At 60.9% G+C, this 23,639-nt stretch carries 22 protein-coding genes and 1 pseudogene; 10 read left to right on the top strand and 13 right to left on the bottom strand.

Going from position 1 to position 23,639, the window contains the following annotated elements; translation table 11 throughout:
• Nucleotides 1-234 precede the first annotated feature (234 nt).
• The 4 genes and pseudogenes from ACYAR8_RS05430 to ACYAR8_RS05445 form a co-directional block, all read right to left on the bottom strand.
• A complete protein-coding gene (locus ACYAR8_RS05430) occupies nt 235-1,821 on the bottom strand; it encodes an ABC-F family ATPase (RefSeq protein ID WP_074883050.1) in 1,587 nt (528 codons plus the stop codon).
• Between the two features lie 332 nt (nt 1,822-2,153).
• On the bottom strand, nt 2,154-2,684 hold the full coding sequence (locus tag ACYAR8_RS05435; protein WP_463579291.1) for a GAF domain-containing protein: 531 nt from the start codon (nt 2,682-2,684) through the stop codon (nt 2,154-2,156).
• Nucleotides 2,685-2,835: 151 nt separating this feature from the next.
• Nucleotides 2,836-3,390 carry a methyl-accepting chemotaxis protein gene (locus ACYAR8_RS05440; RefSeq protein WP_463579352.1) on the bottom strand — a complete coding sequence of 185 codons (555 nt, stop codon included), beginning with the start codon at nt 3,388-3,390 and terminating at the stop codon, nt 2,836-2,838.
• Nucleotides 3,370-4,146 (bottom strand): annotated as a pseudogene (locus ACYAR8_RS05445) (PAS domain-containing protein); the annotation flags it as partial. The pseudogene ACYAR8_RS05445 and the gene ACYAR8_RS05440, both read right to left, overlap by 21 nt.
• Here ACYAR8_RS05445 and ACYAR8_RS05450 point away from each other — a divergent pair.
• Entirely contained in the window at nt 4,075-4,359 is a 285-nt protein-coding gene (locus ACYAR8_RS05450) for a hypothetical protein (RefSeq protein WP_463579356.1), read from the top strand. The pseudogene ACYAR8_RS05445 and the gene ACYAR8_RS05450 overlap by 72 nt on opposite strands.
• A 17-nt stretch (nt 4,360-4,376) precedes the next feature.
• Here the strand turns inward: ACYAR8_RS05450 and ACYAR8_RS05455 are convergent, their stop codons facing one another.
• Nucleotides 4,377-4,745 carry an NUDIX hydrolase gene (locus ACYAR8_RS05455; protein WP_074883059.1) on the bottom strand — a complete coding sequence of 123 codons (369 nt, stop codon included), beginning with the start codon at nt 4,743-4,745 and terminating at the stop codon, nt 4,377-4,379.
• Between the two features lie 583 nt (nt 4,746-5,328).
• On the opposite strand from ACYAR8_RS05455, the gene ACYAR8_RS05460 reads away from it, so the two are divergent.
• From ACYAR8_RS05460 to kdgK, 8 genes are all read left to right on the top strand, one after another.
• Nucleotides 5,329-6,177: a transporter substrate-binding domain-containing protein gene (locus ACYAR8_RS05460; RefSeq protein ID WP_074883062.1), complete on the top strand. Its 849-nt coding sequence runs from the start codon at nt 5,329-5,331 to the stop codon at nt 6,175-6,177.
• A 75-nt stretch (nt 6,178-6,252) separates the two neighbouring features.
• A complete protein-coding gene (locus ACYAR8_RS05465; protein ID WP_108119375.1) occupies nt 6,253-6,915 on the top strand; it encodes an amino acid ABC transporter permease in 663 nt (220 codons plus the stop codon).
• Nucleotides 6,916-6,927: 12 nt separating this feature from the next.
• Entirely contained in the window at nt 6,928-7,590 is a 663-nt protein-coding gene (locus ACYAR8_RS05470) for an amino acid ABC transporter permease (protein WP_074883069.1), read from the top strand.
• Entirely contained in the window at nt 7,587-8,378 is a 792-nt protein-coding gene (locus ACYAR8_RS05475; protein WP_108119374.1) for an amino acid ABC transporter ATP-binding protein, read from the top strand. The genes ACYAR8_RS05470 and ACYAR8_RS05475 overlap by 4 nt, the downstream gene beginning before the upstream one ends.
• Nucleotides 8,379-8,402: 24 nt before the next feature.
• Complete coding sequence (locus tag ACYAR8_RS05480) at nt 8,403-8,789, top strand: RidA family protein (protein WP_074883073.1); 387 nt, start codon at nt 8,403-8,405, stop codon at nt 8,787-8,789.
• A 104-nt stretch (nt 8,790-8,893) separates the two neighbouring features.
• Nucleotides 8,894-9,658: an IclR family transcriptional regulator gene (locus ACYAR8_RS05485; RefSeq protein WP_108119373.1), complete on the top strand. Its 765-nt coding sequence runs from the start codon at nt 8,894-8,896 to the stop codon at nt 9,656-9,658.
• A gap of 40 nt (nt 9,659-9,698) precedes the next feature.
• The gene (locus ACYAR8_RS05490) at nt 9,699-10,916 is read left to right on the top strand and encodes an amino acid deaminase (protein ID WP_463579292.1); all 1,218 of its coding nucleotides are present in this window, start codon (nt 9,699-9,701) and stop codon (nt 10,914-10,916) included.
• A 12-nt stretch (nt 10,917-10,928) separates the two neighbouring features.
• Nucleotides 10,929-11,870: a 2-dehydro-3-deoxygluconokinase gene (gene kdgK / locus ACYAR8_RS05495; protein WP_463579293.1), complete on the top strand. Its 942-nt coding sequence runs from the start codon at nt 10,929-10,931 to the stop codon at nt 11,868-11,870.
• A gap of 248 nt (nt 11,871-12,118) precedes the next feature.
• Here kdgK and ACYAR8_RS05500 read toward each other — a convergent pair whose 3' ends face one another.
• Nucleotides 12,119-12,394 carry a peptidylprolyl isomerase gene (locus ACYAR8_RS05500; RefSeq protein ID WP_037009819.1) on the bottom strand — a complete coding sequence of 92 codons (276 nt, stop codon included), beginning with the start codon at nt 12,392-12,394 and terminating at the stop codon, nt 12,119-12,121.
• Between the two features lie 211 nt (nt 12,395-12,605).
• Between ACYAR8_RS05500 and ACYAR8_RS05505 the strand changes: the two genes are divergently transcribed.
• Nucleotides 12,606-13,772, top strand: coding sequence for a PilT/PilU family type 4a pilus ATPase (locus tag ACYAR8_RS05505; protein ID WP_463579294.1), 1,167 nt, complete (start codon nt 12,606-12,608; stop codon nt 13,770-13,772).
• Nucleotides 13,773-14,031: 259 nt separating this feature from the next.
• Here the strand turns inward: ACYAR8_RS05505 and ACYAR8_RS05510 are convergent, their stop codons facing one another.
• The 7 genes from ACYAR8_RS05510 to ACYAR8_RS05540 form a co-directional block, all read right to left on the bottom strand.
• A complete protein-coding gene (locus ACYAR8_RS05510; RefSeq protein ID WP_463579295.1) occupies nt 14,032-14,802 on the bottom strand; it encodes a 3-hydroxybutyrate dehydrogenase in 771 nt (256 codons plus the stop codon).
• 10 nt (nt 14,803-14,812) lie between these two features.
• The gene (locus ACYAR8_RS05515; RefSeq protein WP_463579296.1) at nt 14,813-16,204 is read right to left on the bottom strand and encodes a GntP family permease; all 1,392 of its coding nucleotides are present in this window, start codon (nt 16,202-16,204) and stop codon (nt 14,813-14,815) included.
• Between the two features lie 258 nt (nt 16,205-16,462).
• On the bottom strand, nt 16,463-17,878 hold the full coding sequence (locus ACYAR8_RS05520; RefSeq protein WP_463579297.1) for a sigma-54 interaction domain-containing protein: 1,416 nt from the start codon (nt 17,876-17,878) through the stop codon (nt 16,463-16,465).
• Between the two features lie 63 nt (nt 17,879-17,941).
• The gene (locus ACYAR8_RS05525; RefSeq protein WP_463579298.1) at nt 17,942-19,525 is read right to left on the bottom strand and encodes an ABC transporter ATP-binding protein; all 1,584 of its coding nucleotides are present in this window, start codon (nt 19,523-19,525) and stop codon (nt 17,942-17,944) included.
• Nucleotide 19,526: 1 nt separating this feature from the next.
• Complete coding sequence (locus ACYAR8_RS05530; RefSeq protein WP_463579299.1) at nt 19,527-20,549, bottom strand: ABC transporter permease; 1,023 nt, start codon at nt 20,547-20,549, stop codon at nt 19,527-19,529.
• Nucleotides 20,549-21,613, bottom strand: a complete 1,065-nt coding sequence (locus tag ACYAR8_RS05535; protein ID WP_065990438.1) for a microcin C ABC transporter permease YejB — start codon at nt 21,611-21,613, stop codon at nt 20,549-20,551. Before ACYAR8_RS05535 ends, ACYAR8_RS05530 begins: the two co-directional genes overlap by 1 nt.
• Nucleotides 21,613-23,481 (bottom strand): extracellular solute-binding protein, encoded by a 1,869-nt coding sequence (locus ACYAR8_RS05540; RefSeq protein WP_074883103.1) that lies wholly within the window; start codon nt 23,479-23,481, stop codon nt 21,613-21,615. The genes ACYAR8_RS05535 and ACYAR8_RS05540 overlap by 1 nt, the downstream gene beginning before the upstream one ends.
• Nucleotides 23,482-23,639: the final 158 nt, after the last annotated feature.

Genomic DNA, 23,639 nt, shown 5'->3' on the forward strand with positions numbered 1-23,639 from the left:
TCAGAGGGTGCCTCGCCTGGCGCATTCCCGGCTGAAGCCGGTCCCACTCACTCACCGCGTGATTCCAGTGGGACCGGCTTTAGCCGGGAAAGCGTCGGATGTCACACCGCAGGATTGTGGGCGCCTGGCCTGGCTTCTTCCCGGCTCAAGCCGGTTCCACTGTCACAAAAAAGCCCCGTCACGATGGACGGGGCTCCCTGGTTTCAGCTTCACTCTGTCAGCGCAGGGCCCTGATCAGAAGGCGACGCCCTGGCTGCGCAGGTAGTCGTCGTAGGTGCCGCTGAAGTCGGTCACGCCACTTGGGCTCAGCTCGATGATCCGAGTGGCCAGGGACGATACGAACTCGCGGTCGTGGCTGACGAAGATCAGCGTACCCGGGTAGTTCTCCAGCGCCAGGTTCAGCGCCTCGATCGATTCCATGTCCAGGTGGTTGGTCGGCTCGTCCATGATCAGCACGTTCGGCTTCTGCAGGATCAGCTTGCCGAACAGCATGCGGCCTTGCTCACCACCGGAGATCACCTTGACCGACTTGAGGATCTCGTCGTTGGAGAACAGCATCCGGCCCAGGGTGCCGCGAATGACTTGTTCACCTTGAGTCCATTGCCCCATCCAGTCGAACAGGGTGACATCGTCTTCGAAGTCGTGTGCGTGGTCCTGGGCGTAGTAACCCAGCTCTGCCGCATCGGTCCACTTGATCGTGCCGGCATCCGGGGTCAGCTCGTTGACCAGAGTGCGCAGCAGGGTGGTTTTACCGATACCGTTCGGGCCGATGATCGCAACGCGCTCGCCCGCTTCGACCTGAAAGCTGAAGTTCTTGAACAGTGGCTTGCCGTCGAAGCCTTTGGCCATTTGGTCAATGATGACCGCCTGACGGTGCAGCTTCTTGTTCTGATCAAAACGGATGAACGGGCTGACGCGGCTCGAAGGCTTGACCTCGGCCAGCTGGATCTTGTCGATCGCCTTGGCGCGGGAAGTGGCCTGCTTGGCTTTCGAGGCGTTGGCCGAGAAGCGGCTGACGAACGACTGAAGCTCGGAGATCTGGGCTTTCTTCTTGGCGTTGTCCGACAGCAACTGCTCGCGGGACTGGGTCGCCACGGTCATGTACTCGTCGTAGTTACCCGGGAACAGGCGCAGCTCGCCGTAATCCAGGTCAGCCATGTGGGTGCACACGCTGTTGAGGAAGTGACGGTCGTGAGAAATGATGATCATCAGGCTGGAGCGCTGGGTCAGGATGTTTTCCAGCCAGCGAATCGTGTTGATGTCCAGGTGGTTGGTCGGTTCGTCGAGCAACAGCACTTCAGGATCGGAGAACAGCGCCTGGGCCAGCAGCACGCGCAGTTTCCAGCCAGGGGACACTTCGCTCATCGGGCCGAAGTGCTGCTCGATGCCGATGCCCAGACCGAGCAACAATTCCCCGGCACGGGATTCGGCGGTGTAGCCGTCCATCTCAGCGAACTCGGTTTCCAGCTCGGCAACGGCCATGCCGTCTTCTTCGGTCATTTCCGGCAGCGAGTAGATGCGATCGCGCTCGGCCTTGACCTTCCACAGCTCTTCGTGACCCATGATCACGGTGTCGATGACGGAGAAGTCTTCATAGGCGAACTGGTCCTGGCGCAATTTACCCAGACGCACGTTCGGTTCGAGCATTACCTGGCCGCCGGACGGCTCCAGGTCGCCGCCAAGGATCTTCATGAAGGTGGACTTGCCACAGCCATTGGCGCCGATGAGGCCATAGCGGTTGCCACCGCCGAATTTGACCGAAACGTTCTCGAACAGCGGCTTGGCGCCAAACTGCATGGTGATGTTAGCTGTGGAAATCAATTGCTTATCCTGGATTGTTTACAAGGGGCTGATTGGCGATGGCCTTTGACGCCTGGTGGCGATTGCTCGTGATCCAACCAGCAGCCTGCACGTCACCGATGACGGCGACATGACCTGATGAAGATGGGTGAACGGGAGCAGCGTCCGATACGGGTTCAGCGGGTGACCGAGATGCATCGACCACGCTTGCTGTGCGGCAGAAGACGCACAGGTCAGGGGCGCGCGCCGCGACCCCGTGAAAGGCTCAAGCGGCGCATGCGAATTCAAGGCGCGGCAGTGTAACACCGTCTTGGTTATCCACCTACCGCCGCTCGCCGGTGAGGATCACCTGATCAAGCGTGCTCGACCTGCGTCCTGACTTTGTTCACCGTGGAGTAATGGGAGAACACGATGCAGCCGATCAGTCGGGAGAACAGGCCGAGGGTTTCGACGAGGTCAGGGCTTTCGAAGGTGCTGGCTTTGGAGTCGAGCAGGCACAACGCGCCGAACAGCTGGCCATCGGGCAGGCTGATCGGCACGCCAATGTAACTTTCGATGGCGTATTTCTTGACCACGGGGCGCCCGGCATAGCGCTCGTTTCTGCTGATGCTGGGGATTATCAGTGCCTTTGGGTTTTCGATCAGCTCGTTGCACAGCGTGGTTTCCAGCTCCAGCACTTCGCCTTCCTGGATGCCAATGTGAATCTCGTCGTAGACCGCGCAGGCGACCCACTCGGAGTCGGTGAACTTGGCAATGCCAGCGAAGCGCATACCGGTCAGCCGCGTCACGAGCCTGAGGACGTTCGTCGTCGCTTCAACCTCGGCGATCGCCGAACGCTCGGCAATGGTCAGCAAATCCGGGCAGAGCAGGGAATCCAAAGCCATTGTCGGCTCCATGTCAACGTGGGGTGGCATACCCGGATGGGGCCACATATGTGGCGCAGATTAGCATTTTGTAGGGCAGGCGTATCTCCCGCTCAGCGCGCTGCGACCATTTGTCATGGGTCACCCGAGTCGAGGGCGTGGGTGGCCGCTGTCAAAGCTGGTGGTTAAAGCGCTGCACCGCCCCAACAACTTGCCGCGCGCCTTCCTGAATTTCCACAATCACGCTGCCGGCCTGATTAGCCAGCGACAGACCCTGTTCCGCCTGGGCGCGGGTGCTGCCCATGTCCCTGACCACGTCATCCACCAGCTTCTGGTTCTGCTGCACCACAGTGACGATTTCTTCGGTCGCGGTGCTGGTGCGCCCGGCCAGTTGACGCACTTCATCGGCCACCACGGCAAAGCCACGGCCTTGCTCACCGGCGCGCGCGGCTTCGATGGCGGCGTTGAGCGCGAGCAAATTGGTCTGTTGGGCGATGCCGCCGATGGTTTGCACGATGGTGCTGATCAGCAGCGACTGCTTGCCCAGCGCTTCCATGCCATGGGAGGCAGAGAGCATCTGGTCGGCGATGCCGTTCATGGTTTCCACGGTGCTGTTGATCACTGCCGCGCCGCGCTGCGCCGAGACGTCCGTGCGTTGGGATATCTCAAAGGCAGTGCCGGCCGCCACGCTGATTTCCGCTTCGCGACGGACCTGATCGGTTATCACGGTGGCGAATTTCACCACTTTATAAAGCTCGCCCTGGGTATCGTGCACCGGATTGTAGGTCGCTTCGAGCCAGACCTCTTCGCCACGGCTGTTGATGCGCTTGAACCGGTCGGCCACGAAATCGCCGTTGTTCAGGCGTTTCCAGAAGGTTTTGTAGTCTTCGGTGGCGGCGAATTTAGGGTCACAGAACAGGCTGTGGTGCTTGCCCAGAATCTGATCCTGGCTGTAGCCCATTTCCTGAAGGAAGGACTGGTTAGCCTTTAATACGTGCCCGCCGAGGTCGAATTCGATGACCGCCGTGGAGCGCAGCAGCGCGTTAATGAACGACTCGTTTTCCCGCGCCTTGTTGATTTGGCTGGTGACGTTGGTCGCCAGGCATTTGAGCGCGACCAGCTGACCCAGCTCATTTTTCAATGGCGACCAGCTGGCGTGAACCCAGATCAGCGAACCGCTCTTGCTGATGAAACGGTAGTCGTCGGTTACCGGGGTGCCACTGGCCGCCGCCGCCTTGAAATTGCGGAAACACGGCATCGTTGCAACATAGGTCGGAATGAACGCCGCCATGGGCTGGCCGACCAGTTCGTCACGGGAATAGCCGATGGCAGCGCAGAACTTGCTATTGGCGTCCGTGATGCGCAATTCGGCATCCACCGTCAGCGACAGCATCTCCTGCATGAGAGCGTCGTGAAAATTTTTGAGTGTGACCAGCTCCGAGCTCAGAGTGGACACTTGCTTTTTGATTTTGGAATTAAACATCTGCCGCTCCTTGGGTATGCTCACTTAAATGTCGGCGTTCATATGCCGAAATTAAGCCCGGTCGTCAGAATATTTATAGATCAGGCGGGGAGAAAAGGAGGGCGCTGGCAAGGAATTCTGGACAAGAAAAAGCCCGCGATGGGGGGTGCGGGCTTAAAGTCAGTCTTGGAGGAGCAAGTTAAGATTACCGCCCCCGATGTGAAAAACCTGTGAACGCCTCTCAACAACACTTAATAAATAGCATTGGTCAGAAAAGCCTTCACGATGGACTTCGCCGCCGGGCTGACTTTCTGATCGCCCAACTCTTTGCTGGTAAACCACTTGCAGTCGGCAATTTCGTTATGGGGCGCCGGGGTTACGATCATCGTGACCGACACTTCAAACACGTGATGCAACACGGTGCTGCCTTCGAACCGGGTGATGTACGCCAGGTCTTCCAGGATCAGCCCGGTTTCTTCGCGTAATTCGCGGGCAGCCGCCTGCGCAGGCGATTCATCGGCTTCAACCTTGCCGCCCGGGAGGTTCCACCGGGCGTTGGATTTGCGCACGTAAAGGATCTGGTTGTCCCTGCGGCAAATAACTGTGGCTCGTTCTTTCATTGGGGTTCCTCCACCCTACAACCGTAAAAGCGCCTGCCGTCCATGCATGTTCACGCGGTTGTCATAAAAGCTTCATAAAGACGTTTGAAGCACTAAGGGTGCCAATGTTCCCTTGACCGTAATAAATCGGCGGGTGTTACGAAAACAATAGTCGGATTGGGGAAGATTCAGGGTTAACCGGCCCAACGGCGTTTTTTTAGCCCTGGTGGGCGGAACGCTCCCATGAGCCTTGATGACAATGCTGGCTTGCCGCGCTGCTTAGGGTTCCTGCACGGGGGAAGGTGCCCATGGCGCGATGAACGGCGCATCAGCACCAAACGTTCGTGCGCACTATTGGCGCAGCGCGCACACCAGTGGGGCCCGCTTCCCATTCCGTGGGGTGATCCGTAGCGCTACATGCCACCTGTAATCCCCTGTTTCCGGCGTGTGCCCCTTGAATTTCAAGGCAAGTCCTTGAAACCTCCAACAATTCCCCGGGCTTCTTTTGCCACGCGACTCTGTGGCACACTTTCTGCTGTCTATTCCGTTGTGGCAAACAAGGTTCCGCTATAGCGGAATAAATACAACCGGCGGAGTTTCTCTCATGCGGCGCGGATCCCTTTCTTTGAAAGCTTGTGCATTGGCCCTGATAACGGCAGCGACGTTCGTAACAACGACCTATGCGGCCGACAGCAAGCTGGACAACGTCCTGCAGCGCGGCCATCTCATTGTGGGTACGGGGAGCACCAATGCCCCTTGGCACTTCCAGGGTGCAGACGGCAAGTTGCAGGGTTTTGATATCGACATCGCGCGCATCGTCGCCAAAGGTCTGTTCAATGACCCGAGCAAGGTCGAGTTCGTGGTCCAGTCTTCCGACGCCCGAATCCCGAACCTGTTGACGGATAAGGTCGACATGAGCTGCCAGTTCATCACCGTCACCGCGAGCCGCGCCCAGCAGGTGGCGTTCACCTTGCCTTACTACCGGGAAGGCGTTGCGCTGCTGCTGCCGACCAACAGTAAGTACAAGGAAATCGATGACCTGAAAGGCGCCGGCGATGGTGTCACCGTTGCCGTGCTGCAGAACGTCTACGCCGAAGAACTGGTGCATCAGGCGCTGCCCAAGGCGAAGGTCGACCAGTACGACAGCGTCGATCTGATGTACCAGGCCATCAACTCCGGGCGTGCCGATGCGGCGGCTACCGATCAGTCGTCGGTGAAATACCTGATGGTGCAGAACCCCGGTCGCTATCGTTCGCCCGCGTTCGCCTGGAGCCCGCAAACCTACGCGTGCGCCGTCAAGCGTGGTGATCAGGACTGGCTGAACTTCGTCAACACCGCCCTGCATGAAGCCATGACCGGGGTTGAGTTCCCGATGTACGCCGAGTCGTTCAAGAAGTGGTTCGGCGTGGACCTGCCGACCCCTGCGATCGGTTTCCCGATGGAATACAAATAACCCGCGCCGCGTGCGTCGCCCACTGAAGGGGGCGAGGACGGCCGTGGTGCCGTCCCGCCCCAGGTACTGCTGACCATGAATTATCAGCTGAATTTTGCAGCGGTCTGGCGGGATTTCCCCAGTCTGCTGGCAGGGCTGGGGCTCGGCCTGGAACTGGCCCTGATTTCCATCGCCATCGGTTGCGTCATCGGCATGATGGCGGCGTTTGCGATGCTGTCCCGCTACCGGGCGCTGCGCATCGTGGCGTCGATTTACGTCACCGTCGTGCGCAACACGCCGATTCTGGTGTTGATCCTGTTGATCTACTTCGCCATGCCCAGCCTGGGCATTCGTCTGGACAAGATCCCCTCGTTTATCGTCACCCTCTCGCTGTATGCCGGGGCGTACCTGACCGAAGTGTTCCGCGCAGGGCTGCTGAGCATTCACAAAGGCCAGCGCGAAGCGGGGCTGGCGATCGGCCTCGGCGAATGGCAGGTGCGCGCGTACATCGTCGTTCCGGTGATGTTGCGCAACGTGCTGCCGGCGCTGTCGAACAACTTCATTTCGCTGTTCAAAGACACGTCCCTGGCCGCCGCCATCGCCGTGCCGGAACTGACCTATTACGCGCGCAAGATCAACGTCGAGAGCTACCGGGTGATTGAAACCTGGCTGGTGACCACGGCGCTGTACGTCGCGGCTTGTTACCTGATTGCCATGCTGCTGCGTTACCTCGAGCAGCGTCTGGCAATTCGCCGCTAGGAGGCCCGGAGCATGTACGAACAACCCAGTTGGTTGCATGAATTGTGGATCGCCCGGGAGGCGCTGTGGGCGGGGTTTCTCACCAGCGTGCAGTGCGCGGGCCTGGCGATCGTGTTCGGGACAGTGATTGGCGTGTTCGCCGGGCTGATCCTGACCTACGGCAAATGGTGGGCGCGCCTGCCGTTTCGCGCCTACGTCGATCTGATTCGCGGCACGCCCGTGTTTGTCCTGGTGCTGGCCTGCTTTTACATGGCACCGGCGCTGGGCTGGCAGATCGGCGCGTTCCAGGCCGGTGCGCTGGGGCTGACGCTGTTTTGCGGCTCCCACGTGGCAGAGATCGTGCGCGGCGCGTTGCAGGCCATCCCGCGCGGGCAACTGGAGGCGGGCAAGGCCATCGGCCTGACGTTTCCCCAGTCCCTCAGTTATGTGCTGTTGCCTCAAGCGTTGCGGCAGATATTGCCGACCTGGGTCAATTCGTCGACGGAGATCGTCAAGGCCTCGACACTGCTCTCGGTGATCGGCGTGGCCGAGCTGCTGCTCAGCACTCAGCAGGTCATCGCGCGTAACTTCATGACCCTTGAGTTTTACCTGTTCGCCGGCTTTCTCTTCTTCGTCATCAACTACGCCATCGAGCTTCTTGGGCGGCAAATCGAAAAACGGGTGGCCTTGCCATGACACAGACTCAAACCGCACCTGCCGCCCCGGCTCTGTTGAGCATCGAAGGGCTGCACAAATCCTATGGCCCGGTCGAAGTGCTCAAGGGCGTCGACCTGAAGATGAACAAAGGCAACGTGGTCACGTTGATCGGCTCCAGCGGCTCGGGCAAAACCACGCTGCTGCGGTGCGTCAATCTGCTGGAAGAGTTTCAGGGCGGCCACATTCGTCTCGAAGGTCAGGACATCGGCTACAGCGACGTCAGCGGCAAGCGTGTGCGCCATCCGGAGAAGCTGATTGCGCAGCACCGGGCGATGACCGGGATGGCGTTTCAGCAGTTCAACCTGTTCCCGCACCTGACCGCCCTGCAGAACGTCACCCTCGGCCTGCTCAAAGTGAAAAAGCTACCCAAGGATCAAGCTATCGCGCTGGCCGAAAAGTGGCTGGAGCGCGTCGGCCTGCTGGAGCGGCGCAATCACTTTCCCGGTCAGTTGTCCGGCGGCCAGCAGCAGCGGGTGGCGATTGCCCGGGCCATTGCGATGAACCCGAGCCTGATGCTGTTCGATGAAGTCACGTCGGCGCTCGATCCGGAACTGGTCGGCGAGGTGCTCAGCGTGATCAAGGGCCTGGCGGAAGAGGGCATGACCATGTTGCTGGTGACCCACGAGATGCGCTTCGCCTATGAGGTGTCCGATCAGATCGTGTTCATGAACCAGGGCCGCATCGAAGAGCAGGGCCCGCCCAAGGCATTATTCGAACAACCCAAGTCAGCGCGTCTGGCTGAATTCCTCAAGAACATTCGTTTTTAAGACGCTCGATCAAAGGAGATTTTCATGAGCATTACTCGTTACGGCGCCGGCAGTACCGCAGGTGGCGGCCAGCCACGTCCATTCGCCCGGGCCGTCGAAGCCGATGGCTGGCTGCATGTGTCGGGTCAGGTGCCGGCCGAAAACGGTGAGATCATCAACGGCGGGATCGTCGAGCAAACCCACAAGACCATGCAGAACCTGGTGGCGATTCTGACCGAGGCCGGTTATGGCCTGGAAGACGTTGTGCGCGTCGGCGTGTGGCTGGAAGACCCGCGTGATTTCTGGAGCTTCAACAAGGTTTTCGGCGAGTACTTCTCCCCGGAGCACGCACCGGCCCGTGCCTGCGTGCAGGCCAACATGATGGTCGACTGCAAAGTCGAGATCGACTGCATTGCCTACAAGAAGAAGTAGGTAGCAGCGGCAAGCTTTAAGCTGCAAGCCGGCAGAGCGCTGATGCAACACTTGCCGCTTGAAGCTTGCAGCTTGAAACTTCCTTTTAGCCTGGAGCTGCTCCTATGACCGAAGACACCATCAAACGCCGGGCCCGTGGTTTAGACCGGGCGTTCGATATTCTGGATTTTCTCAAGGAAACCGGCACGCCGTTGCGGCCCAACGAGATCGCCAGCGGCATCGGCAGCCCGAAATCGACGGTGTATGAGCTGGTCAGTTCGCTGCTGGAACGGCGCATCCTCGAGACCGTCGGCAAGGACGGCCACGTGTACCTGGGCCGGCAGTTGTACTTCCTTGGGCAGGCGCATCTGCGCCATTTCGACTTCACCCGCGAGGCCGAAGTCAGCCTGGGTGAAATCGTCGAGCAGACCCGGGAAACCGCGCAGATGTGCCTGCTCAATGGCCGCAAATACACCGTCGCGCTGATGAAAGAGGGCGCGCGGCATTTCCGTATTTCGTCGGACATCGGCGAGGACGCGCCCATCCCGTGGACCGCTTCGGGCCGTCTGCTGCTCGGGCACCTCACCGATCAGGCGATCGTCGACCTGATCGACGACGAGGATTTCATCCTGCCGGACGGCAAGCGCCTGCCGATCGAGACGTTCTTGGCCGAGATCCGCAAGGCCCATGACGAAGGCTTCTTTTCCTTCGACAGCATCGCCGACACCTTCACCCATTGCTTCGCCGCACCCGTGCGGGACAAACAGGGCATCTGCATTGCGACCCTGTGCATCGTCGCCCCGCGGGCCGATGCCACGGCCCACTACGATCATTACCGTCGCGTGTTGATCGACAGCGCCAACGGCCTGGCCCGGCGCGTCATCGAATAGCGTTGCCGTACACACGAACAAAAAATTCAGGAGAACAGAGATGAGCATTGCCGCGATTGAAAAGGGCGCCACGCAACCCGGCGACCACTTGGTGCGCGACGTCAGCCTGCCCGCGCTGGTCATCCACGACACGGCGCTGGAGCACAACCTGCGCTGGATGCAGAAGTTCGTCAGCGACAGCGGCGCCGAACTGGCACCCCATGGCAAGACCAGCATGGTCCCGGCGCTGTTTCTCCGGCAATTGCAGCACGGCGCGTGGGGCATGACCCTTGCCACGGCGGTGCAGACCCGCGCGGCCTACGCCCATGGCGTGCGTCGAGTGCTGATGGCCAATCAACTGGTCGGCGCGCCGAACATGGCGATCATCGCCGAGATGCTCTCTGACGGGATGTTCGACTTTCATTGCATGGTTGATCATCCGGACAACGTCAAGGCGCTGGGCGAGTTCTTCGCCGCCAAGGGCCTGAACCTGAATGTGATGATCGAGTACGGTGTGGTCGGCGGACGTTGCGGCTGCCGCAGTGAAACCGAGGTCATGGCCCTGGCCGACGCGATTGCTGCACAACCGGCGCTGAAGCTGACCGGTATTGAGGGCTACGAAGGCGTGATCCATGGCGAACAGGCCGTGAGCGGCATTCGCGCGTTCGCCACGTCGCTGGTACGGCTGGCCGTCACGCTGCAGGACAAGGGCGCGTTTGCGCTGGAGCGGCCGATTGTCACGGCCTCGGGTTCGGCCTGGTACGACCTGATTGCCGAGGAATTCGACAAGCAGCAGGTGCGCGAGCGTTTCCTCAGCGTGTTGCGGCCCGGCAGTTACGTGGTTCACGACCACGGCATCTACAAAGACGCGCAGTGCTGCGTGCTCGACCGACGGCACGACCTGAGCGAGGGCTTGCGCCCGGCGATGGAAGTCTGGGCCCACGTGCAGTCGATGCCCGAGCCGGGCTTTGCGGTGATTGCCATGGGCAAGCGCGACGTGGCGTTTGACGCCGGCATGCCCAACCCGATCAAACGGTATTCACCAGACGCGGGCACGGGCGTCATGCCAGCCAGTGGCGAGGATGTCAGCGCGTGCACAGTGACGGCAGTGATGGACCAGCACGCGTTCATGACGGTTGCGCCGGGCTGCGAGTTGAAGGTTGGCGATATCATTTCGTTTGGCACTTCGCACCCGTGCCTGACCTTCGACAAATGGCGCACGGGGTGCTTGGTCGGCGATGACCTGCGCGTCATCGAATCCTTCGATACCTGCTTCTGACAGGAGTTTGCAATGAGTGAAATGGTCAGTCACAGCTATCCCCGCGTCGCCCTGATCGGCGAATGCATGATCGAGTTGCAACAGCACGCCAACGGCACGCTCAAGCAGAGCTTCGGCGGCGACACGCTGAACACCGCGGTGTACCTGTCGCGCTTGCTGGGTTCGGCGGCGCAGGTGGATTACGTCACGGCGCTGGGCGACGACAGTTTCAGCGACGCCATGTGCCAGGTCTGGACGCAAGAGGGCATTGGCCTGAGTCGGGTACAGCGCTTGCCGGGGCGACTGCCGGGTCTGTATTGCATTCAGACCGACGCCAATGGCGAGCGGCGCTTCCTGTACTGGCGCAACGAGGCAGCCGTGCGCGAATGCTTTACCACCCCGGCGGCCGAGCCGGTGCTGGCCGCGCTGCCGGATTACGACGTGCTGTATTTCAGCGGCATCACCTTGGCGGTGCTGGGTGAAACGGGCAGGGCGCGGCTGTTGTCGACCCTTGGCGATGCCCGGGACCGAGGGGCGCGGGTGGTGTTCGACAACAATTACCGTCCGCGCTTGTGGCGCAGCGTTGAGCAAGCGCGGCAGGCTTATCGTGCTGTCATGCACGAAGTCGATCTGGCGCTGCTGACCGAGGAGGACGAGCAGGCGCTGTTCGACTACACCGACGGCGAGCAGATTTTGCAGACCTATCGGGACCTGGGCGTCAGCGAGGTGGTGGTCAAGCGCGGTGCGCAGAGCTGTCTGGTCAGTGTCGACGACCGACGTTATGAAGTGCCTGCGCATACCGTGCAGAAAGTCATCGACACCACGGCAGCGGGGGATTCGTTTAGCGCGGCCTATCTGGCCCGGCGTCTGCGCGGCGGCGGTCCGAAAGATGCGGCCAACGCCGGACATCAGTTGGCAAGCCTGGTGATTCAGCACCCGGGGGCGTTGATACCGAGGAGTGTGATGCCGGTCTGAAGCAGCTCATTGTGCCCACGCGTACTCTGTGGGACCGGCTTTAGCCGGGAAGGCGTCATGTGTCACACCGCGAAATCGAGGGTGTGCATTCGGGCCTCTTCCCGGCTAAAGCCGGTCCCACAAGGGGTCCGCGTTTCTTCAGTTGGCCCTCACCACCCATCCCACTGAATGCACGCCATGCTGTAGTGGGACCGGCTTCAGCCGGGAAGGGGACCGTGAGATCGCTGCAAGGGTTGCGGCTGTACCCCTCAATCGCGATAAAACACCTGCACCAAGTGATACCCGAACTTGCTTTTGACCGGACCATGCACGGTCCGCAACGGCTTTTTGAAGATCACCTGGTCAATCGCGCCGACCATCTGACCCGGCCGTACCTCACCCAGGTCGCCGCCGCGCTTGCCGCTCGGGCACGTCGAATACTTCTTCGCCAGCACGTCAAAGGCTTCGCCCTTGGCAATGCGCTGCTTCAGTTGCTCGGCTTCTTCAGCGGTCTTGACCAGGATGTGGCGGGCTTGGGCTTTCATGATGCACCGGAAGTCTCGATAAAAAAGCCGCGCATTATGCCTTTGCTGCGCGATTTCGGGTAATTTCCCACACCTTGACCGGACAAACGTGTGTCTCGGCGCCAGGACAGGCCTGCCAGGGCCAGTTAAACAGCCCGAACGTTGAAACCGGTCGACGGTCGACACACTGTAGGCCTGCTGTCTCCTCAAATCTCTTGTGTGGTGTTGCCTTATGGATTTTCCGGCGTTGTTGAAAGTGCTTGCCACCCAGGATGGATCGGACCTCTACCTGTCCACCGGCGCGCCCCCTTGCGCCAAGTTCAACGGCGTACTCAAGCCGCTGGGTACTGAAGCGTTCAAGCCCGGTGACGTCGCGTTGATCGCCAACGGCATCATGGACGCCGAGCAGCGCGTGGATTTCGAGCGCGAGCTGGAAATGAACCTGGCGTTTTCCCTGTCCGGTGTCGGGCGATTCAGGATCAATATCTTCAAGCAGCGCAACGAAGTGTCGATCGTGGCGCGCAACATCAAGCTCGACATCCCCAAATTCGAAGACCTGCACCTGCCGCCGATCCTGCTCGATGTGATCATGGAGAAGCACGGTCTGGTGCTGTTCGTCGGCGCCACAGGTTCGGGTAAATCGACGTCGCTGGCCGCGCTGATCGACCACCGCAACCGTCACGCCAGCGGCCACATCATTACCATCGAAGACCCGGTGGAGTTCATCCACAAACACAAGCGCTCGATCATCAACCAGCGCGAAGTGGGCGTCGATACGCGAAGCTTCCACGCGGCGCTGAAAAACACGCTGCGTCAGGCGCCGGACGTGATTCTGATCGGCGAGATCCGCGACCGCGAGACCATGGAGCACGCCCTGGCGTTTGCCGACACCGGCCACCTGGCGATCTCGACCCTGCACGCCAACAACGCCAACCAGGCGCTGGACCGCATCATTAATTTCTTCCCCGAAGAGCGCCGTCCTCAGCTATTGCATGACCTGGGCAACAACCTCAAGGCGTTCGTCTCCCAGCGGCTGGTCAAGACCACCGACGGCAAGCGCCGTGCGGCGGTGGAGGTGATGCTCGGTACGCCGACGATTCGTGACCTGATCCACCGCAACGAATTGACCGAACTCAAGGGCATCATGGAAAAGTCCACCAACCTGGGCATGCAGACCTTTGACAACGCGCTGTATGACCTGGCCGTGGAGGGCGCGATCACCGAAGACGAAGCTCTGAAGAATGCGGATTCGGCCAACAACGTGCGCCTGCGGTTGAAATTGCACAGCGAAGACGGGCCATCCACGATTGCCACTGCGCCCCGCGCGCCTCAGCCTGCCGCGCAGGTGAATGTGAAGGATTGGGGTCTGGTGGACGAGCGGGACGAGCCAGGGAGTTGAGGTTTTCTCGTCGATGATTTTGCGGTGTCATCACCGACGCCTTCCCGGCTAAAGCCGGTCCCACAAATGTCCGCGTGCCCTGGTGGGACCGGCTTCAACGGGACGAATGGCGAGCCTGCAGCCATTTCGACGGCTGCACGCATGCCTTTTCAGTGGGACCGGCTTCAGCCGGGAAGAGGCCGGTTTGAGCAACACACATTTAGAAGTGAAGCCACCGACGCTTTCCCGGCTAAAGCCAGTCCTACAGGGCTTGCCGCTCTTATCGCGCCAGCCATCCGCCATCGATATTCCACGCCGCGCCCCGCACCTGCGCCCCGGCTTCACTGCACAGAAACAACGTCAGCTCACCCAGCTGCGAAGGGGTCACGAATTCCAGCGACGGCTGCTTCTCCGCCAGCAAGTCATGCTTCGCCTGTTCCAGGTCGCCCGTCACAGCGGCGCGATCATCGATCTGCTTCTGCACCAGCGGCGTCAGCACCCAGCCCGGGCAGATAGCGTTGCAGGTGACATTGCTGGCAGCGGTTTCCAGGCCGACCACCTTGGTCAGACCAATGACGCCGTGCTTGGCGGCCACATACGCCGCCTTGCCCGTCGAACCCACCAGGCCGTGCACCGAGGCAATGTTCACGATGCGGCCCCAGCCCTTGGCACGCATCCCCGGCAGGCACAACCGCGTGCTGTGAAACACCGACGACAGGTTGATGGCGATGATCTGGTCCCAGCGCTCCACCGGAAAATCCTCCACCGCGTCGACGTGCTGAATACCCGCGTTGTTGACCAGAATGTCGACGCCGCCGAATTCGCGTTCGGCATAGGCAATCATGTCGGCGATCTGCGCCACATCACTGACGTCCGCGGGATGATGGCCGACCTTCCCGCCGTACTGTTTGACCTGTTCGATCACTGCCGACGCATCGCCGAAGCCGTTCAGCACCAGATTTGCGCCGGCCTTGGCCAGCGTCAGCGCGATGCCCAGGCCGATGCCGCTGGTGGAGCCGGTGACCAGTGCGGTTTTGCCTTGCAGACTCATGTTCAATTCCTCATACGATGCCGGTTGCATAGAAAACGCCGATCACCACAAACACCGCCAGTGTCTTGATGATCGTGATGCCGAAGATGTCCTTATAGGCCTCGCGGTGGGTCAGGCCGGTGACCGCCAGCAGGGTGATGACCGCGCCGTTGTGCGGCAGCGTGTCCATACCGCCGCTGGCCATGGCCGCGACGCGGTGCAACACCTCCAGCGGAATGTTCGCCGCGTGGGCCGCCGCGATAAAGCTGTCGGACATCGCCGCCAAGGCGATGCTCATGCCTCCGGACGCCGACCCGGTGATCCCGGCGAGCAGGGTCACGGTAATCGCTTCGTTGACCAAGGGATTGGGAATGCTTTTGAGCCCGTCGGCCAGCACCAGGAATCCGGGCAACGAAGCGATCACCGCACCAAAACCGTATTCCGACGCCGTGTTCATCGCCGCTAGCAGTGCACCGCTGACTGCACCCTTGCTGCCTTCGGCCAGCTTGGATTTCACCGTGCTGAAGGCGAACAACAGCACAAACACAATCCCCACAAGCAGCGCCGCTTCCACCGCCCAGATCGCGGTGATTTTGGCGATGTCGGTCTGCACCGGCGTGACCATGCCCGGCAGCGCCAGGGTGTGTGTCTTGCCGTACCACTGGGGAATCCACTGGGTGAACAGCAGGTTCATGATCCCGACCAGCAACAGCGGCGCCAGCGCAATCCACGGGTTGGGCAGCGCGATGTCATCCGGAGTGTCCGGCTCATTGCGCAATTCGGTGCCGTAGCCTTCGCCGGCGCGTTGAGCCCGGTTGCGCTGGCGCTGCAGAAACAGCATGCCGGCGCTGAACACGAACGCCGTGCCGATCAGACCCAGCCACGGCGCAGCCCACGCCGTGGTGTTGAAGAAGGTCGACGGGATGATGTTCTGGATTTGCGGCGTGCCGGGCAGGGCGTCCATGGTGAACGAGAATGCGCCCAGGGCGATGGTCGCCGGAATCAGGCGCTTGGGAATGTTGCTCTGGCGGAACATCTCGGCGGCGAACGGGTAGACCGCAAACACCACCACGAACAACGACACGCCGCCGTAGGTCAGCAGCGCGCAGACCAGCACGATCACCAGCATCGCCTGGCGTGTACCCAGCAGGCGAATGGCAGCCGCGACGATGGAGCGCGAGAATCCCGACAGCTCGATCAGCTTGCCGAACACGGCGCCCAGCAGAAACACCGGGAAGTAGAGTTTGACGAAGCCGACCATCTTGTCCATGAACACGCCGGTGAAGGCGGGCGCTACGGCAGAGGGATCGGTGAGCAGTACGGCGCCGAGGGCCGCGATGGGCGCAAAGAGAATGACGCTGTAACCTCGGTAGGCGGCCAGCATCAGCAGCGTAAGCGCCGCTAAAGCGATGATCACACTCATCGAGTGTCTCCTGTTGTTTTTGTTTTGGGTGCGGCAAGGCCGCGCAACAGGAGGTATAGCTACTTTCATGCCATTACGCTAAGTGGCTGATTTCAAAGTGCTTTAGGCTGAAATGTTTTGGGTCGGAATCTCGTATGTCCCGATTATGAGACTGCTATGGCGGGGACACGGGCTCACAAGAGTTAACGGTCTTTCATCGCAACCGCTCTGGAACGCGCATTTTTTCCCGTTCTCCCGGAAGGTAGACAGCCCGTCTCTTTATTGAGATTCGGCAATACCCAGCGCGGCCATCTTCTTGTACAACGTCGAACGCCCCAACCCCAGCTGCTGCGCCGCGAGAATCACGTTGCCCGCACAGTGCGCCAGCTTCGCCTGGATCAGCTCCCGATCGAAATGGCGCCGCGCCTCGCTGTAGGTCTGGTCATTGGACGCTGACCACGCCGCCACCGGCGGGCTGGCGACCGGCACCAGCGTGCCGATGGCGGCAAGGATGTCGGCGGGGCTGAGCTGCAAATCGTCGCTGAGCAGCGCGGCACGCTCCAGCACGTTGCGCAGCTCGCGGATATTGCCCGGCCAGGCGTGTTGAGCGAGGGCCACCACAGCAGCGGGCGCCAGTTCGTGATGGCTGTGGAGGTCCTCGAGAATCGCTTCGGCCAGCGCTGGAATGTCATCCAGACGCTCGCGCAATGGCGGCACTTTTATGGGCAATACACTCAGCCGGTAATACAGGTCGGCGCGAAACTCGCCACGCTTGATCGCCGCTTCAAGGTCGGTGGAAGTCGCGGCGATCACGCGTACATCGCTTTTGATCATCACGTTGGAGCCCACCGGCTCGTACTCTTTTTCCTGCAGCACGCGCAGCAGCTTGCTCTGCAGCGGCAGCGGCATGTCGCCGATTTCGTCGAGAAACAGCGTGCCGCCCTCGGCCAGGTGCAATTTGCCGTTGCGCCCCTTGCGGTCGGCACCGGTGAACGCACCCGGGGCCGTGCCGAAGAACTCCGCCTCCAGCAACGCCTCGGGAATCGCCGCGCTGTTGATGCTGATAAAGGGTTTGTGTGCCCGCGGCGAGCTGTTGTGCACGGCATGGGCGAGCAGTTCCTTGCCAGTGCCGGTTTCACCGAGCAGCAACACCGGGGAATCGGTACTGGCGCTGCGCCGTGCGCGGCGTTTGACTTCCAGGCTGGCGGCGCTGGTGCCAATGAAGTGAGCAAAACTGTATTTGGCCTGGCGTGCGCGCAGCAGCGAGCGGGTCGAAGCCAGTTCCTGCTGCATGCTGGAATAGCGCTTGAGCAGCGGCGACAAGGCCTGAAGCTCGTCGAACAGCGCGAAACCGATGGCACCGATCACCGCGCCGCCATCGTCGTGGATCGGCAGGCGCATGACCACCAGCGGGTCCTTCGCCGTGTCCATCATGTCCAGCAAAATCGGCTGACCGTTACTCGCTACCTGCCGCAGCAGGCTACCGGGAATCACCTGCTCACAGGGTTGACCGACCGCGCGACTGGGGTCTTCCAGGCCAAAGCGGCGCGCGTAGCGTTCATTGATCCAGACAATGCGGGCGTCGCGGTCAACGATGACCGTGCCTTCACTGGACTGCTCGATGATCTCGAACAGCGAACGGATTGCCAGTCGCCGAACGCGCCGGTAATCCTTCAGGGTTTCATTGTTGTTCATGTGCGGTTCCATCCTTCCTGTTCCTCGGCATCTGGCCGCACAGACTACTGTTTGGGACGAGCTTCAATTGAAACCGGGGTGGGCCGCCGCCAGCAATTCCCGGGTGTAGGGATGCTGCGGCGCATCGAACACGTCGTGGCTCGCGCCGCGCTCGACCACTTTGCCGTCCTTGACCACGATCAGGTCATGGGCCAGCGCCTTGACCACGGCCAGGTCGTGGCTGATGAACAGGTAGGTCAGGCCGTGTCGCTCCTGCAATTGACGCAGCAACGCGACGACCTGTTTCTGCACGGTACGATCCAGCGCGGAGGTCGGTTCGTCGAGCAATATCAAGGCAGGTTTGAGCACAAGGGCGCGGGCAATGGCGATACGTTGCCGCTGCCCGCCGGAAAATTCATGGGGGTAACGGTGCCGGCTCGACGGGTCGATGCCGACTTCTTCCAGCGCGCGAATCACTTCGGCCTCACAGCTGGCCTTGTCCAGGTCACTGTGCACTTCCAGGCCCTCGCTGATGATCTGTGCCACCGACATGCGCGGGCTGAGGCTGCCGTAAGGGTCCTGGAACACCACCTGCATCTGCTTGCGCCATGGGCGCATCTGCTTCTGGTTGAGGCTGTCCAGCCCATGGCCCTTGAAGCGGATACTGCCACGGGATTCCAGCAAGCGCAGAATGGCCTGACCAAGTGTCGACTTGCCCGAGCCGGATTCGCCGACGATGCCCAGGGTCTTGCCGCGCTCGATGCTCAGGCTGATGTCATCGACGGCTTTCAGGTATTCATGGTGCCGGTTGAAAATCCCGCCGCCGAGGGAGAACCAGACGCGCAGGTTATCGACCTCCAGCACCTTCTCGCGGGTGTCCCGGGGCAACGGCTCGCCCGCCGGCTCCGCGTCCAGCAGCAAGCGGCTGTAGGGATGTTGGGGGTTCTTGAACAGCGACTGGCAATTGGACTGCTCAACGATTTCCCCGGCGCGCATCACGCACACCCGCTGTGCGATGCTGTGCACCAGATTCAGGTCGTGGCTGATCAGCAACAGCGACATGTTCAACCGTTGCTGCAACTGTTTGAGCAGCAGGAGGATCTTGCGCTGCACGGTCACATCCAGCGCCGTGGTGGGCTCATCGGCAATCAGCAGTTCCGGCTCGCAGGCCAGCGCCATGGCGATCATCACCCGCTGGCGCTGGCCGCCGGACAACTCATGGGGGTAGGCCTTCAGTCGCTTTTTCGGGTGCTGAATGCCGACCAGCTCCAGCAGTTCGATAATCCGCGCCTGGGCCGCCTTGCCTGCCAGGCCCTTGTGCAGCAGCAAGGTCTCGCCGATTTGCCGAGACACCGTGTGCAGCGGGTTCAGCGAGGTCATCGGCTCCTGAAAGATCATCGCGATCTGATTGCCCCGCAGCTCTCGGATGACGTTGCCGTCGGCGCCGAGCAGCTCTTTGCCGCGATAGCGAATGCTGCCGGTGCTCAGTGTGCCGGCCTGGGGCAGCAACTGGAGGATCGAGTGGGCGGTCACCGATTTGCCCGAGCCCGACTCGCCGACCAGTGCCAGGCACTCGCCGGCCGGAATGTCCAGGCTGAGGTGCTTGACCACAGCGTGGCCATTGAAGGACACCGAGAGGTCACGGATTTCGATCAGGTTTTCGGACATCTCAGGACCTCGGGTCGAAGGCATCCCGCAGGGCCTCGCCAATAAACACCAGCAGCGACAGTATCAGCGCCAGTGTGAAAAATGCCGTGAAGCCCAGCCATGGCGCCTGCAGGTTCTGTTTGCCCTGGGCGATCAGTTCGCCCAGTGACGCGCTGCCGGCGGGCATGCCGAAGCCAAGGAAATCCAGCGCAGTCAGCGTAGAGATCGCCCCAGTCAGGATGAAAGGCAGATAGCTCAGGGTCGCGTTCATTGCGTTGGGCAGAATGTGGCGCAGGATCACCTTGCGATCACTCAGTCCCAGCGCGCGCGCCGCTTTGACGTATTCCAGGTTGCGCCCGCGCAGGAACTCGGCGCGCACCACGTCCACCAGCGCCAGCCATGAAAACAGCGCCATGATCCCCAGCAGCCACCAGAAATTCGGTTCGACGAAGCCCGACAGAATGATCAGCAGGTACAGCACCGGCAGACCGGACCAGACTTCCAGCAGGCGTTGGCCGAGCAAATCCACCCAGCCGCCGTAATAGCCCTGCAATGCGCCGGCAGCGATGCCGATCAGCGCACTGATAAACGTCAACGCCAGGGCAAACAGAATCGACACCCGCGCGCCGAATATGACCCGCGCCAGCACGTCCCGGGCCTGATCGTCGGTACCCAGCCAGTTGACCGAGGAGGGCGGGCTCGGCGCCGGCTTGTTCAGGTCATAGTTGGGTGTGTCATCGCTGAACGGGATCGGCGGAAACAGCATCCAGCCATCGCCCTTGCTGATCAGCTGGCGCACGTAATCGCTGCGGTAGTCCGGCTGAAACGGCAGCTGGCCGCCGAATTCCTGTTCGGTGTGACGCTTGAAGGCGGGGAAGTACAGATGGTGCTGATAACTCAGCACCAAGGGTTTGTCGTTGGCAATCAGCTCGCCGCACAGGCTGAGCACGAACAGCCCGCAGAACAGCCACAGCGACCACCAGCCGCGGCGGTTGGTGCGAAAGCGCTCGAAGCGACGGCGAGCCACCGGGGACAGTCTGCGCATCACGCATTCCTCGCGCTGAAGTCGATTCGGGGGTCAACCAGGGTGTAGCAGATGTCCCCGACCAGCTTTATCAGCAACCCGAACAGCGTGAAGATGAACAGCGAACCGAACACCACCGGGTAATCCCGTGACACGGCGGCTTCGTAACTCATGCGGCCGAGGCCGTCTAGGGAGAAGATCACTTCGATCATCAACGAACCGGCAAAGAACACACTGATGAACGCCTGGGGAATGCCGGCAACGATCAGCAGCATGGCGTTGCGGAACACATGGCCGTAAAGGACCCGCCGCTCGCTCAGGCCTTTGGCGCGGGCGGTGACCACGTACTGGCGGGTGACTTCGTTCAAGAAAGAGTTTTTGGTCAGGATGGTCAGCGTCGCGAAGCCGCCGATTACCAGCGACGTCACCGGCAACACCAGGTGCCAGAAGTAGTCGGCGATCTTGCCCAGGGTGCTCAGTTGATCAAAGTTCTCGGACACCAGCCCGCGCACCGGGAACCAGCTCAGCGACGTGCCCCCGGCGAAAACCACCACCAGCAGCATGGCGAACAGAAAGGCCGGCATTGCGTAGCCGATGATGATTGCCGTGCTGCTCCAGATATCAAAGTGACTGCCGTGCTTGACCGCCTTGCGGATGCCCAGGGGGATCGACACAAGGTAGGTAATCAACGTGGCCCATAACCCCAGCGAAATGGACACCGGCATCTTCTGCAGGATCAGGTCCGTGACCTTGGCGCCGCGAAAGAAGCTGTTGCCGAAATCCAGTTGCGCGTAGTTCTTCAGCATCAGCCACAAACGCTCATGCAAGGGCTTGTCGAACCCGTACTGGTGTTCGATTTCCTTGATGAGCTTGGGATCGAGCCCGCGACTGGCCCGGGATTGACCGGCGTTCATGGTTTCGGTGTGGCCGGCGCCAATGGTGCCGCCGGCCACGCCCTGAAGCTTGGCAATGGCCTGCTCAACGGGGCCGCCGGGCGCGGCCTGCACGATGAAAAAGTTGACCAGCAGAATGCACAGCAGCGTCGGAATGATCAGCAGCAGGCGCCTCATCAGGTAGCCGAGCATTACTTGACCTCCGAGGGAATGGCCGAAGCGCCTCGTTGTTGGGCGAACTCTTCGTTGGTCAGTGCCTGGGGGCTGACTTCCCACCAGGTGTCGATGGCCTCACTGTTGCTGGCCTGCACCTTGGGAATGCCGAAGCGGTTCCACCAGACGGTGGACGAGCCGGGCGGGTAATAGTTGGGAATCCAGTAGAAGCCCCACTGCAGAACACGGTCCAGGGCATGGGCGTAATCGACCATCGCCGGCTTGCTATCGGCTTTGGCCAAACCTTCAATCAGGGTGTCAACGGCCGGGTCGCGCAAGACCATGTAGTTGCTGGAGCCGGGATCGGTGGCGACCTTCGAGCCGAAGTTGTTGTACAGCTCCATGCCCGGGGAGGTCGAAACGCCGTAGCCGGTGACGATCATGTCGTAATCCCGGGCCATGACCCGGTTCAGGTACTGCGCCGAATCGATGCGGCGGATTTCGAAATCGATGCCGATCTGCGCCAGATTGCGCTTGTACGGCAACAGGATTTTCTCAAAGCCGCTCTGACCGTTGAGAAAGGTAAAGCTCAACGGCTCGCCCTGGGCGTTGACCAGCTTGTCACCTTGGGGCATCCATCCGGCCTCTTCGAGTAGCGCCAGGGCTTGCAGTTGTTTGTCGCGAATGAAGCCGCTGCCATCGGTTTTCGGGGTGTGGAATACCGTGGTGAATACTTCCGGCGGCACCTGACCGCGCAACGGTTCGAGAATCTTCAACTCGGATGCGGTGGGCAGCGCCGTCGCCGCCAGGTCACTGTTGGAGAAGTAGCTGTTCTGGCGCACATAAACGTTGCGCATCATCTGCTTGTTGGTCCATTCGAAATCCCACAGCAGCGCCAGCGCCTGACGCACGCGGCGGTCCTGAAATTTCGGACGGTCCAGATTGAAGACGAAGCCTTGAGAACTCTGCACGGCGCCCTTGGCCAGGTGTGCCCGTTGCAGACGGCCCTCGCTCAAGGCCGGGCTGTCATAGCCAATGGAATAACCGGTGGCAGAATATTCGCGGTTGTAGTCATAGCCGCCACCACGCAGCACCTGACGGGCGACGTCGGTGTCGCCGAAATACTCGACGCTGAAGTGATCGAAGTTGTACAGGCCACGATTGACCGGCAGGTCCTTGCCCCACCAGTCCAGGTTGCGTTCGAAGGTGATGCTGCGCCCCGGGTCGACCTTGCCGATGCGATACGGCCCGCTGCCTACCGGAATCTCGAAGCCGCCGCCATTGGCAAAGTCGCGGTCCTTCCACCAATGCTCTGGGAACACCGGCAGCGAGGCCAGGTCCAGCGGCAATGTGCGGCTCTCACTGCTTTTGAAATCAAAGCGGATCTGCGTCGGCGACTCGACTTCGACGCCTTTAACGTCCTGAAACTCGGTGCGGTACGACAGGCTGCCCTGGGTCATCAGCAGGTTATAGGTATAGCGCACGTCTTCGGCGGTGATGGCCGAGCCGTCGGAGAATTTGGCTTTAGGGCTCAGGTAGAAACGCAATGAAAGGCCGTCGGGGGCGCGCTCCATTTTCTCTGCGATCAGGCCATACACGGTGTACGGCTCGTCCAGCGACCTGACCGCCAGCGGCGCGTACAGCAAGCCATTGACCTGAGCGACGCCCGTGCCTTTGTCGAGGTACGGCATGATGTGATCGAACTGACCGATTTCCTGCGCCGAGCGGCGCATGCTGCCGCCTTTCGGGGCATCGGCATTCACGTAATCGAAATGCCCGAAATTCGCCGGATAGCGCGGCGCCTCACCGTAAACAGTCAACGCGTGTTGAGGGGCGGCGGACAAGACCTGAAAACCTGAAACGAAGACGAATGTTGCGACCATCAGCGATGACAAAACAAAACGCATTGCACGAATCCTGACTGACATTGGCGAGCAACATCAGGGTTGAAGGTCATGACGGCGCGGGTGGCCGGTCCGGTTTTTTTATTGATTACCCCGCAGGCAAGGTACCGCAAAGCCTGAGTCTTTGTAACCGGACAATACTGCTCTGGAGCAAGCATCCG

Source organism: Pseudomonas sp. HP_01, from assembly GCF_055284355.1.